Below are 12,424 nucleotides of genomic sequence, written 5' to 3'. Positions count from 1 at the left end.
AGGTTCCATGCGCGGGGCGGCGGGCACGCCTCTATGCGGTGGCATGGATGTTGCTCTTGTGCGGGGAGCAACCCGTCCGGAGAAGAAAGTCATTCTTTCCTATTTACCGATTTTCTTGATTTTTTGCCGCCGCGTGAGCCAGCAAACTGAGCATATAAAAATGACAAGGGGAACGAGAAGTGAAAACAGCCTTCGTGACAGGGGCGACGAGCGGCATTGGCCGGGCGATCGCCATCGGTATGGCTCAAGCCGGGTACGGGGTCTACGGCGTCGGCCGAAGCCGGAAAGCCCTTGAAGAACTGCGCGCCACGCAGGGCGGTATTACGCCCATCGCCGTCGATGTTACCGACCGCGAGGCGCTCGAAACCGTCGTGAACGGCCTCGACATCGACGTTCTCGTCAACAACGCCGGCATGATGCCGCCGCTCGGCAACTTCGCCGACATGCAGGTCGCGGATATCGACGCCGCGCTGGAGGTAAACCTGAGCGCGGTCATCCTGCTGACCCGCCTCGTCGTGCCGCAGATGCGCGATCGCGGCAGCGGCCATATCCTGTTCACCGGTTCGGCTGCGGCTCATACCGCTTTTCCCAACATCGCGGTTTATTCCGCCACCAAGGCCGGCATCTCCGGCTTCGCCGCCGCGCTGCGCGCCGACATGTCTCCCCATGGCGTGCGGGTGACGGAGATCGTTCCCGGGCGCGTGGAGACCGCGCTTTACAAGGACATCCTCGACGCCAGGGCGCGCGAGGCGATGTATGCCGCGACCAAGGCGGTACAACCCGATGATATCGCGCACATGGTTCTTGCGGTCCTGAGCCTGCCCGCGTGGGCGGATGTATCCCGTTTCGACATCGTGCCAACCCGTCCGACTTCCCCCAGCGGCACCAAGTGAGGATATGAACGTGAACGGACTTTCAGTTGTAATCGTCGGCGGCGGTTCGGGTCTCGGCGCGCTGCTCGCCCGCATGGCCGTGGAGGCGGGCGCCACTGCGCTCGGCATCATCGATATCAACCGCGACGCCGCGGAGGCCGCGCTGGAAACCGCGCGCGCAAAAGGCCTGCCGGCTGCGGCCGCGAGCGCGGACATTCAGATCGGGCCCCAGTGCCATGAAGCGTTCGCGGCCATCACCGCCGATATCGGGCGCGTCGATACGCTCATCAACTGTGCGGCGATCTATCCCCGCCGGCCGGTCATGGAAATCACCGACGCCGAGTGGGACGCCTCCAACGGCATCAACATCAAGGGCACATATCACATGATGGTCGCCGCGGTCCGGCACATGGCGGCACAGGAGCCGAAGGATCATGTCCGCGGCCGCATCGTTAACCTGACTTCGGTTGATGCGTTCAAGGCCCACCCGCAGAACGCCCATTACGCCGCGACCAAGGCCGCCGTCGTCAGCCTCACGCGCTCCTTCGCGCATCATGTCGCCAGGGATGGCATTCTGGTCAACTCCGTAGCGCCGGCGGGCATGGCGACCGAGCGTGCCCGCGCCCTTGGCTTCCTGGAGGAACTGGCCAAGGCCAGCCCGCTCGGCCGCGGTGCGCAGCCGGCGGAGATCGCCGAATGGGTGCTGATGACCGGTGGTCCGAAGAATACGTACATGACCGGCGAGAACGTCATCGTCTCCGGCGGATACATCTATGCCTGACCGCATCCGGTCCCGTTCCGGTCGGGCAACCCGGATGGCCATGCATCCAGCGGCGACGGCCTGAACAGAAGGAGGGAATGACGATGAGCGGCAAGCCACGCCTTCCCCCGCTCAACGCCCTGCGGGTCTTCCATGCGGTCGCCCGCCACCGGAGCCTGCGTCAGGCCGCCGACGAGTTGCTGGTGACGCCGCAGGCGGTAGGGCAGCAGATCAAGCTGCTTGAGGATACGCTTCAGGTAACCCTGTTCGAGCGCAGAGGCCGTTCGATCGAGCTGACGGAGTCGGCCATCCTCCTGTCTCACTATGTGGAGGCAGGCTTCAGCGAGTTCGCGGAAGGGGTGCGGCGGGTCACGAAGGCCGCCTATCGCAACCGCATAAACCTCAACGCCAGTCCTTATTTTGCAACTCGCTATCTCCTGCCGCGTCTGTCCTCTTTCCGCGAGATTCTGCCCGGCGCCGACCTGCGTCTGACCACGATGATCGACATACCGGACTTCGGCCGCGACGACATCGATATGGCGGTGCAATGGGGGTATGGCGATTGGGCGGAATACGAGTGCAAACTGCTTGTTCCTGACCCAAAGCTCATCTGTTGTACGCCGCAGATCGGAGCGGAGATTTCCGGGGCTGCCGACCTTATCAAGTTCACGCTGCTCGATACGGTCAAGTCCCTGCGTCTGTGGCCGGATATTCTGCGTTTCCTCGGCATCGAGCAATCGGACGGGGACCGAAGCGTCAGCTTCGACACTGCCGCCTCGATGCGGCGTGCCACTTTGCAAGGCATCGGGATCGGTCTCCTCTCCTCCGCCGACGCGGAGGAGGACTTGCGCTCCGGCGCGTTGGTCGCGCCGCTCGGGCGCGATGTGCTGGCCGGCATGAACGCCGACGAGGTTCCGGGCTTCTATCTCGTGCTTCCGCGCGGGCATCTGAGGGTGAAGGGCGTTGCCGCGCTTCACCGCTGGCTGGTCCAGCAGGAGTGGAGCGTGTTGTGAAAACTCCGTGATTCCGGAGATCGACGCGGCATTGCTGCCAGCTTCCGGACTGTGTTCGGGCTCGGCTCCGATCACCGATCCGATGACGAGTTTTACCAGAGGAGATCACAATAATGGAGAGGACGATGAAAACACTGAAATTGGGAGCCATGGCGCTTGTACTTGCCATGGGCCAGTTCACGCCCGCCGCCCAGGCAGCCGGCGGAAAGACGCTTGAAACCGTCAAGGGACGCGGCACGCTCCTGTGCACAGGGCACGACGGCTCGTATCTCGGTTTCGCCGAGGTCGACGACAAGGGCAACTGGAGGGGCCTCGACATCGACCTGTGCCGCGCCGTGGCGACCGCGGTGCTGGGCGATCCGTCGAAGGTGACCGTCATCCCGATCAGCTGGGCGCAGCGCTGGCCGGCACTACAGTCTGGCGAGGTCGATCTCGTCATCAAGGCGTCTGGCGCGACACTGAGCCGCGATGCCGAACTCGGCCTCCAGTTCTCGCTGTCGTATTATCTCGGCACCACCAAGATCATGGCGCACAAGGAACTGGGCATCAAGTCGCTCAAGGAGGCCGACGGCGGAACGATCTGCATTCCCGCAGGCACGACCCAGCAGCAGCAGATCGCATCCTACACCGCCAAGCTCGGCATCAAGCTCGAACCGGTTCTGATCGAGAAGACGGAGGAACTGGAGCAGGCCTATTTCTCCGGCCGTTGCGACCTCTACACGCAGTGGGGGCCGGTGCTGGCCATCGCACGCACCGCGAAGGGAAAGGTCGAGGAACACGACATTCTCCCCGATGTTCTGGCGGTGGAGCCGGAGGTCATCGTGTTGCGGCAGGGTGACGACAACTGGGTCGATATCGCCAACTGGACGCTTTCCGCCCTCTGGTTCGCCGAACAGGAGGGCATCACCTCGAAGAATGTCGACGAAATCCGCGCCAACCCGCCAAGCCCCGAAATCGGCAAGTTCCTGGGGGTGACACCGGGCATCGGCACGGGCCTCGGCTTGGGCGATGACTGGGCCTACAACGTTATCAGGAAGGTGGGCAACTACGCCGAGATATTCGACCGCAATCTCGGCGCGGGCTCGCCCTACAGGATGGAACGCGAATTGACGGCGCTGTGGAACGCCGGCGGCGTTCTCTACCCCTACCTGATCGACTGATCGGACCGGCTCCGCCCGGCTCCGGGCGGAGCCGCTTCCACACCCGGAGAAGCCTTCATGTTCGCCCTGCTGCGCAACCAGAAAGTCCGAAATGCGATTCTGCAAGTATTCTTCGTCGGGGCGATAGCCTGCATCGTCATCGGCGGCTGGTTGAACGCGCAGCAGACTCTGGCGCAGCAGCGCATCACCTCCGGCTTCGGCTTCCTGTGGAAGTCGACCGGCTGGGAAGGCAACTTCTCTATCCTGTCTGCAGCTCCGAATGATCCGTACTGGTGGTTTTTCGTCGTCGGAATTGCCAACACGCTTTTTCTGGGCACGGCCGGGTTGATGTCGGCCACGCTGGTCGGCGCGGCGGTCGGGCTGGCGCGGACGTCGTCGAACGAGATGCTTCAGCTTCTGGGGCGGATCTATGTCGATTTCTTCAGAAACATTCCGCTGATCTTGCAGGTTTTCTTCTGGCATGCGTTCGTGACGCATCTGCCGGCGCCGCGTAACGCCCATGACCTGTGGGGCATGAAACTCAGCAGCCGCGGCCTCTACGTGCCTGTGTTCAACGTGGACGGAATCTATCTGCTGGCATCCGCCGTTTGCCTTGTCGCGGCTGTTCTGCTGCCGTTCTGGCTTGCCCGGACCCGCAGGATCCCCCGCCCGCCCGAGCAGAGGCGCGGTCTGTGCCTGGTTGCGTCTGTCGGCCTTCTGGCGCTCGCCTCGCTGATTGTCGTCGCGGGTCGTGTTCCGGGGGAGCCATTTCTGAGCGTGCCGCAACTGCAGGGGCTGAATTTGCGCGGCGGCACGCGCATCTCGCCCGAGTTTTCCGCTCTCGTGATTGCGATCACACTCTATGGCGGCGCCTATATCGGCGAGATCGTGCGCGGTGGCTTCAAGGCTGTCGGGCGGGGGCAGGTCGAGGCGGCCGCATCCCTTGGCCTGACGCCGTGGCAGGCATTCAGCCGCATTCGCCTGCCGCTGGCGTTGCGCGCCATGCTGCCGATCCTGGCCAATCAGTACATCTGGCTCATCAAGGCAACGACACTGGGTATCGCCATCGGTTTCTCGGATTTCTTCATGATCGTGGCCATCACCATCAACCAGTCCGGCCAGACGCTCGAAGCCATCGGCATTCTGATGGCTGGCTTCCTTCTCATCAATCTGTCTCTGGCCGCGATATTCAATCGCGTCAACAAGGCCATCGCCCTCAAGGGCAACCAGTTGCGGAGCTAACGGATGACGGCTCTTCACCCTGCTGCCGGCTATCGGCTTTCGAGTTTGCGCAAGCGCTTCTTCCGCACGCCGTTGCAGGCCGCCCTGTCGCTCGCCTCGCTGCTGCTGCTCGGCACGCTCGCCTGGAAGGCGTTCGACTGGGCGGTCCTGTCGGCGGTGTTCACGGGTGAGGGCGGACCCGCCGCCTGCAAGGCGGCCGAGGGCGCGTGCTGGTCGGTGATCGCCAATCGCTGGCGCATCATCATGTTCGGCCTCTATCCCTATGAAGAGCAGTGGCGGTCGGCGCTCTCCTGCGTCATCGTCGTCGTGATGATCGTGCTGAGCTGCCTGCCGGCTTGCTGGACCGGCAAGAGGATTGCCGCGATCTGGATACTGGGCGTGGGCCTGTTCTACGGCCTCATGAAGGGTGGCGTCTTCGGCCTGCGCTATGTCGGCGAGGAGGCGTGGGGCGGCCTCGCGCTGACGCTGTTCATCTTCGTTTCCACCTGCGTCATCGGCTTTCCGCTGGCGATCTGCCTGGCGCTCCTGCGCCGGTCCCGGTTGCCCTGGATTTCGCGTGTGACAGGTCTCATCATCGATTCCATCCGCTCGCTGCCGCTGATCTCGATCCTGTTCGCCTTTGCGGTCGTGGTGCCGTTCATGCTGCCGAGCTGGCTTCAGGGCGACAAGCTTTACCGGGTGATCTGGGGAGCGGCGCTGTTCTTCGCGGCCTATCAGGCCGAAATCGTGCGCGGCGGTCTTCAGGGCGTGGCGCGCGGGCAGGAGGAGGCGTCCATGGCGCTCGGCATCGGCTATTGGCACCGCATAAGCCGCATTCTCCTGCCGCAGGCAATGCGCAATGCGCTGCCGGCGACGATCAACCAGTTCGTGATCTCCTTCAAGGAAACGTCGCTGGTCATCGTCGTCGGCTTCTTCGAGATACTGGCTTCCGGCAACGCGGCCTACGGCACCGGCGAATGGACCTTCGCCTATGTGGAGGTCTACGCCTTCATCGCCCTCGTCTACTTCATCTTCGTCTACAGCCTGTCCCGCTACGGCGCCTTCCTGGAGCGGCACATGGCAATCGGCACACGCTAAAGCGTTTTCAAGCAAAGTGGATACCGGTTTTCGTGAAAAAAGCGCGTAATATCAAAAACTTATAGCATTTCGGCGCTTCAATGAAATGTCGAGATGCTATAGAGGCTCCAGGAAATCACCATGACCCAGACGTTACCGGAAACGCCGGCTGTCCAGATCGATGCAATGAGCAAGAACTACGGATCGTTCAGGGCCCTGCGCAACATCAACCTGACTGTGCGCAAGGGCGAGAAAGTGGTTGTGTGCGGCCCCTCCGGCTCCGGCAAGTCTACGATGATCCGCTGCATCAACCGGCTTGAGGAGCATGACGAGGGTCGTATCGTCGTGCTCGGCATCGAGTTGAACGACGACGTCGCCCGCATCGACGAGATCCGCCGTGACGTCGGCATGGTGTTTCAGCATTTCAATCTTTTTCCACACATGACGGTGCTCGAAAACTGCGTGCTGGCGCCGATGCTGGTGCGCAAGATTCCGCGCGCGCAGGCCGAAGCCACCGCCATGCGTTATCTGGAGAAGGTACGTATTCCCGAACAGGCTTCGAAGTATCCCGGCCAGCTTTCCGGCGGCCAGCAGCAGCGCGTCGCGATCGCCCGTTCCCTGTGCATGCAGCCGGAAATCCTGCTGTTCGATGAACCGACGTCGGCGCTCGACCCGGAAATGATCAACGAGGTGCTCGACGTCATGGTCTCGCTCGCCTCCGAGGGCATGACGATGATTTGCGTCACGCACGAGATGGGTTTCGCCCGCCGCGTCGCCGACCGCGTCATCTTCATGGATGCGGGCGAGATCGTCGAGGAGGGGCATCCCGAAACCTTTTTCGTCTCACCGGCCAATGAACGCACGAAGAAGTTTCTGTCGCAGGTTCTGAGGCACTGATGCGGTTGATCCGTCTCCCGAAAGAATAACTTTATAATAAGCCGGATTTCTTCATTTCCCTTTGGCGCGCTGACCGTCACATTCGACAGGTCGATCACTCCGGCGATGCCGGCTGAAAGCAAGAGATACATGATGCGGAATGGCGGTCAGCTTGTCGTTGAATGTCTTCCGGCGCTCGGAGCAACGAAAAGCTTCGGTGTCCCCGGCGGGAGCTATCTCGCTATTATCGATGCGCCGTACGATCGCGCCGGGGAACGCGATCACGTCCTTTGCCATAACGAAGGCCGCGCCATCCGCGCCGCCATGCGGGACAGCGCGTCATGATCCTGTTCATCGGGCCGGCTGGCACCGGCCTGAAGGGCCGCAAGGCCCTTCAGGATCGGTTCGACAACCATTCGCCGATCTTCGCCGACGCGGTCCTCGCCGTCGGCGTCCGTCTCGGCAATTCGATATCTCCCCGGAGGCGCTCACGCCGCGCCAGACCCTTTCCCAGATGCGCGCCGCCGCGCTCGCTTCGCTGAAGGCCAAGGAATGACAAGAAGGGCAAACGATATCCGCCTCGGAGCGGACATAGGAGGAACGTTCACGGATATCGCGCTCGACGTCCGTGGCACGATTTATTCGACCAAGGTGCTGACCAGCTACGCCGCGCCCGAACAGGCGATCCTCGACGGCATCGAGGAGGTGGTGAAACAGGCAGGCGTCGCATTCGGCGATCTCGATCTCGTCATTCACGGGACAACGCTCGCCACCAACGCGCTGATCGAGCGGCGCGGCGCGAAGACGGCCTTCATCACCACTGAAGGATTTCGCGACGTCATCGAAATGCGGACGGAAAACCGCTTCGAGCAGTACGACATCAACCTGCGCCTGCCGCCGCCGCTGATCCCGCGGGAACACCGCTACACGGTCGCCGGCCGTATCGGCGCCGACGGGCAGGAGCTTCGGCCGCTGGACGAGGCGGCGCTGGAGGAGATCGCCGACAGGATTTCAGCCGAGGGCTTCGGCGCCGTCGCCATCGGTTTCATCCATGCCTACGCCAATCCCGCGCATGAGCAGCGGGCAAGGGAAATTCTTGCGCGCAAGCTCGACATTCCGATCTCGATCAGTGCAGAGGTCTCGCCGCAGATGCGCGAGTTCGAGCGGTTCAACACGGTCTGCGCCAATGCCTACGTGCGCCCGCAGATCGGTGAATACCTTCTGCGCCTGCAGGAGCGGCTGAAACAGATGGGCGTGACCGGGCCGGTGTTCATGATCCACTCGGGCGGCGGCCTGATCTCGGTCGAGACGGCATCGCGGTTTCCGGTGCGGCTGGTCGAATCCGGCCCGGCCGGCGGCGCTATCTTCGCCGCGAACATCGCCCGCCGTTTCGGCATTTCGTCCGTTGTTTCCTACGACATGGGCGGCACCACCGCGAAGATCTGCCTCATCGAGGATTTCACGCCCCGCACGGCCCGCACCTTCGAGGTCGCGCGCACATACCGGTTCTGCAAAGGATCGGGCATGCCGATCTCGATCCCCGTCATCGAGATGATCGAGATCGGCGCGGGCGGCGGCTCCATCGCCTGGATCGACGCCATGGGCCGCATCCAGACCGGGCCCGAAAGCGCGGCTTCGGAGCCGGGCCCGGCCTGCTACGGCCGGGGCGGCGAAAGGCCGACCATCACCGACGCCGATCTTGTACTCGGCAAGATCGACCCCGACAACTTCGCCGGCGGCGCTATCAGGCTGGATCGCGGCGCTTCGGAGGCCGCCATCGCGCGCGATATCGGCGACCGCCTTTCGCTCGGCGCACTTTCGGCCGCCTTCGGCATCTGCGAGGTGGTGGACGAGAACATGGCCAATGCCGCGCGCGTTCACGCGGTGGAAAACGGCAAGAACATCTCCGACAACGTCATGATTGCCTTCGGCGGCGCGGCTCCGCTGCATGCGGCGAGACTGTGCGAGAAACTCGACATCGATCGCTGTCTGGTGCCGCGGGGTGCGGGTGTCGGCTCGGCCATCGGCTTCCTCAAGGCGCCGTTCGGCTATGAGGCGCTTGCCTCGCGGCTTGTGCGACTGTCGCGCTTCGACGCCGGCGAGGTCAACACGCTGCTCGACAGCCTGAAGACGACGGCGGAAGGTTTCGTGCGCGCCGGCACGGATCGGAGGATCGCGCGCGATATCACCGCCTTCATGCGCTATGCGGGGCAGGGCTGGGAGATTCCCGTTCCCTTGCCCGACCGTCCCTTCAACGCCCGCGACGCGGCATGGCTGATGGACGAATTTCGCTCCCATTATACCCACTTTTTCGGCCGCGCGATCGATGGCCTCGACGGGCTGGAGATCGAGATCGTCACCTGGTCGGTGAAGGCGCAGGACGAGCAGGAGGTGCCCGTGCACCACGAAATCACGCGCGGCAGCCGCACTGTTTCGTCCGCCGCCGTGCGCGACGTATTCGATCCGGCGACGGCCTCGATGCGAGGCTCGCTCATCATCGAGCGCGCCGATCTGCGGCCCGGCGACCGCGTGCCCGGCCCGGCGGTGATCGTGGAGCGCGAGACCTCCACGGTCGTCACCACCCTGTTCGACGCCGTGTTGCAAAACGACGGCTCCATCCTGCTCGTCCGCAAGGAGATCGTGGCATGAGCGACATCGGCAACATCCGCATGCAGGTGATGTGGAACCGCCTGGTTTCCGTCGTCGAGGAACAGGCGCTGACCCTGCTGCGCACCGCGTTCTCGACCTCGGTGCGTGAATCCGGCGACCTCTCGGCCGGCGTCTTCAACCCGAAGGGCGAGATGCTGGCGCAGGCGGTGACCGGCACGCCCGGCCACGTCAACACCATGGCGGAGGCGGTCGCGCATTTCATGGCCGCGATCCCGCGCGACGACATGTTCGAGGGCGACACCTACGTCACCAACGACCCCTGGCTCGGCACGGGACATCTGCACGACATCACCATGGTGTCGCCGTCGTTCCTCGACGGCAAGCTCGTCGCCTTCTTCGCCTGCACGGCGCATGTGGTCGACGTCGGGGGGCGCGGTTTCGGCGCGGACGGCAAGTCCGTCTACGAGGAGGGCATCCAGATCCCGATCATGAAATTCGCCGAGAAGGGCGTGGTCAATCGCGATCTCGTGCATCTGCTGCGGGTGAATGTGCGCGAGCCGAACCAGGTGGTTGGCGACTTCTATTCGCTTGCGGCATGCAACGACGTCGGCCGCCGCCGGCTGACCGGCATGATGCGCGAGGCAGGCCTGTCTTCCCTCGACGATCTCGGCACGTTCATCTTCTCGCGCACCCGCGAGGCGATGCTGGAGCGGATCGCCAGCCTGCCCAAGGGAAGCTGGTCTAACGAACTGACGACCGACGGCTATGACGAACCGGTGAAACTTGCCGCGACCGTGTCAGTCGGCGAGGGCGGCCTGCATGTCGACTTTTCCGGCACCGATGCGATGAGCCGATGGGGCATCAACGTCCCGATCATCTACAGCAAGGCTTACGCCTGCTATGCGCTCAAATGCGTCGTTGCACCCGACATCCCCAACAATGCGGCCTCGCTGGCCCTGTTCACGGTATCGTCGCCGACCAACATCCTCAACGCCGCGCGTCCGGCGCCGGTGTCCTTGCGTCACGTCATCGGGCACCTGGTGCCGGACCTGATCCTCGGCGCGCTGGCCACGGCGCTTCCTGGCCGGATCCTCGCCGAAGGAGCGGGCGCGCTGTGGAACATCCACCTGTCCGTGCGGCCTGTTGCCGGCGCGGAAGGGCGTCGCGCCGAGGTGCTGATGTTCAATTCCGGCGGCATGGGCGCGCGCCCCGGTCTCGACGGTCTTTCGGCCACGGCCTTCCCGTCCGGCGTTCACACCATGCCGATCGAGGCGACCGAGAACACGGGTCCGATCGTCATCTGGCGCAAGGAGCTGCGGCCTGATTCCGGTGGCGACGGAGAGTTTCGCGGCGGTCTTGGCCAGATCATCGAGATCGAGGCGCTCGCGGGCCACGAGTTCGATTTCTCGGCGATGTTCGACCGCGTCCGCCATCCGGCACGGGGGCGGGCAGGGGGAGTGGATGGCCGTGCAGGCGTCGCGCGGCTTGATGACGGCACGCCGATGCGACCAAAAGGCTGGCAGCACGTGCCGGCCGGCCGCCGGCTCGTGCTCGAACTGCCCGGCGGCGGCGGCTACGGCCCGCCCGAGCGCCGCAGCGGCGAGGCACGCCAGCTCGACCTGACCAGAGGATACGTTTCGGGGAGTTCCACATGAGCTATATTTCATCCCGGCTGTCGGTCGTGAAGCCGTCAGCCTCGATGGTTGCCTCGCAGGCAGCCAGAGCCTTGCGCGCCAAGGGCATCGATGTCATCGACCTCGGCCTCGGCGAGCCGGATTTTCCGACTCCGCCCCATATCATCGAAGCGGCCTTCGCGGCTGCCAGAGCGGGTGAGACGCTCTATACGGCCGCCGCCGGCACACTGGCTGTACGGGAGGCCGTGGCGGCAAAGTTTCGTCGCGAGAACGGGCTGGATTACAGCGCGGATGACATCGTCGTCGCCAACGGCGCCAAGCAGATCATCTTCAACGCCCTGATGGCCACGCTGGAGCCGGGCGACGAGGTGATCGTGCCGGCGCCCTATTTCGTTTCCTACCCGGAAATGGTGAAGCTTCTCGGCGGTTCGCCCGTGGTGGTGGAGTGCCCGGAGGCCGATGGCTTCCGTCTCACCGCGGAGCGGCTCGAAGCCGCGATAACGCCGCGCACCAAATGGTTGTTCCTCAACACGCCGGGTAACCCCAGCGGCGCGACCTACGCGGAGGAGGCCCTGAAGGCGCTCGGCGCGGTCCTTGCGCGGCACCCGCAGGTGCTCGTGCTCTCCGACGAAATCTATGAGCACATCATCTTCGACGGACGCACCTTCGTTTCCTTCGGCCAGGCGTGTCCCGGTCTGAGGGAACGCAGCCTGATCGTCAACGGCGTCGCCAAGTCCTACGCCATGACGGGTTGGCGCGTCGGCTATGCGGCGGGCCCGGCTCCGCTACTCAAGGCCATGTCGACGATCCAGAGCCAGTCCGTCACCTCGGTCTGTTCCATCGCGCAGGCCGCAACCGTCGCGGCCCTCAACGGGCCGCAGGACGGTGTGGCGCGATTCCGCGACGCATTCGAACGGCGCAGGAACCTCGTGGTCGACGGCATCGCCGGCATTGATGGCCTGACGCTCGCAGCACCGGAAGGTGCCTTTTATGCCTACATCGGCTGCGCCGGCCTGATCGGACGCCGGACACCGGACGGCACGGCGCTGGAAGACGACGCCGCGGTGTCGAACTACCTGCTGCACAGGGGCAGGGTTTCGTCGGTGCCGGGCGTGGCATACGGCCTGTCGCCCTATTTCCGCATCTCGACCGCCACCGCCGACGATATTCTGACCGAGGCAGTGGCGCGTATCGGGTCCGCCGTGGAAGAACTGGAGTAAAT

Annotated in this window: 12 protein-coding genes; all 12 read left to right on the top strand. The window is 64.0% G+C overall.

Annotated elements, in window-relative coordinates; translation table 11 throughout:
• Nucleotides 1-179: 179 nt before the first annotated feature.
• The 12 genes from ACFFJ7_RS16790 (at nt 180) to ACFFJ7_RS16735 (ending at nt 12,422) form a co-directional block, all read left to right on the top strand.
• Complete coding sequence (locus ACFFJ7_RS16790) at nt 180-893, top strand: SDR family oxidoreductase (protein WP_377593879.1); 714 nt, start codon at nt 180-182, stop codon at nt 891-893.
• A gap of 10 nt (nt 894-903) precedes the next feature.
• The gene (locus tag ACFFJ7_RS16785) at nt 904-1,653 is read left to right on the top strand and encodes an SDR family NAD(P)-dependent oxidoreductase (protein WP_343042587.1); all 750 of its coding nucleotides are present in this window, start codon (nt 904-906) and stop codon (nt 1,651-1,653) included.
• 83 nt (nt 1,654-1,736) lie between these two features.
• Nucleotides 1,737-2,645 (top strand): LysR substrate-binding domain-containing protein, encoded by a 909-nt coding sequence (locus ACFFJ7_RS16780; protein WP_377593878.1) that lies wholly within the window; start codon nt 1,737-1,739, stop codon nt 2,643-2,645.
• A gap of 125 nt (nt 2,646-2,770) precedes the next feature.
• Nucleotides 2,771-3,805 carry an amino acid ABC transporter substrate-binding protein gene (locus tag ACFFJ7_RS16775; protein ID WP_166954063.1) on the top strand — a complete coding sequence of 345 codons (1,035 nt, stop codon included), beginning with the start codon at nt 2,771-2,773 and terminating at the stop codon, nt 3,803-3,805.
• Nucleotides 3,806-3,862: 57 nt separating this feature from the next.
• On the top strand, nt 3,863-5,026 hold the full coding sequence (locus ACFFJ7_RS16770) for an amino acid ABC transporter permease (RefSeq protein WP_377593877.1): 1,164 nt from the start codon (nt 3,863-3,865) through the stop codon (nt 5,024-5,026).
• A gap of 3 nt (nt 5,027-5,029) precedes the next feature.
• On the top strand, nt 5,030-6,103 hold the full coding sequence (locus tag ACFFJ7_RS16765) for an amino acid ABC transporter permease (RefSeq protein ID WP_166954059.1): 1,074 nt from the start codon (nt 5,030-5,032) through the stop codon (nt 6,101-6,103).
• Nucleotides 6,104-6,223: 120 nt separating this feature from the next.
• Nucleotides 6,224-6,979: an amino acid ABC transporter ATP-binding protein gene (locus tag ACFFJ7_RS16760; protein WP_377593875.1), complete on the top strand. Its 756-nt coding sequence runs from the start codon at nt 6,224-6,226 to the stop codon at nt 6,977-6,979.
• A 105-nt stretch (nt 6,980-7,084) separates the two neighbouring features.
• The gene (locus ACFFJ7_RS16755; RefSeq protein ID WP_377593873.1) at nt 7,085-7,303 is read left to right on the top strand and encodes a thiamine pyrophosphate-binding protein; all 219 of its coding nucleotides are present in this window, start codon (nt 7,085-7,087) and stop codon (nt 7,301-7,303) included.
• Complete coding sequence (locus ACFFJ7_RS16750; protein ID WP_377593872.1) at nt 7,300-7,500, top strand: hypothetical protein; 201 nt, start codon at nt 7,300-7,302, stop codon at nt 7,498-7,500. The genes ACFFJ7_RS16755 and ACFFJ7_RS16750 overlap by 4 nt, the downstream gene beginning before the upstream one ends.
• A 10-nt stretch (nt 7,501-7,510) precedes the next feature.
• Nucleotides 7,511-9,607, top strand: a complete 2,097-nt coding sequence (locus ACFFJ7_RS16745) for a hydantoinase/oxoprolinase family protein (RefSeq protein ID WP_377593871.1) — start codon at nt 7,511-7,513, stop codon at nt 9,605-9,607.
• Entirely contained in the window at nt 9,604-11,223 is a 1,620-nt protein-coding gene (locus tag ACFFJ7_RS16740) for a hydantoinase B/oxoprolinase family protein (protein ID WP_377593870.1), read from the top strand. The genes ACFFJ7_RS16745 and ACFFJ7_RS16740 overlap by 4 nt, the downstream gene beginning before the upstream one ends.
• Entirely contained in the window at nt 11,220-12,422 is a 1,203-nt protein-coding gene (locus tag ACFFJ7_RS16735; RefSeq protein ID WP_377593869.1) for a pyridoxal phosphate-dependent aminotransferase, read from the top strand. The genes ACFFJ7_RS16740 and ACFFJ7_RS16735 overlap by 4 nt, the downstream gene beginning before the upstream one ends.
• The last annotated feature ends 2 nt before the right edge of the window (nt 12,423-12,424 follow it).

The organism is Pseudochelatococcus lubricantis (assembly GCF_042432495.1).
GTDB lineage: Bacteria > Pseudomonadota > Alphaproteobacteria > Rhizobiales > Beijerinckiaceae > Pseudochelatococcus > Pseudochelatococcus lubricantis.
This window is presented reverse-complemented; position numbering and strand designations above follow the sequence as displayed.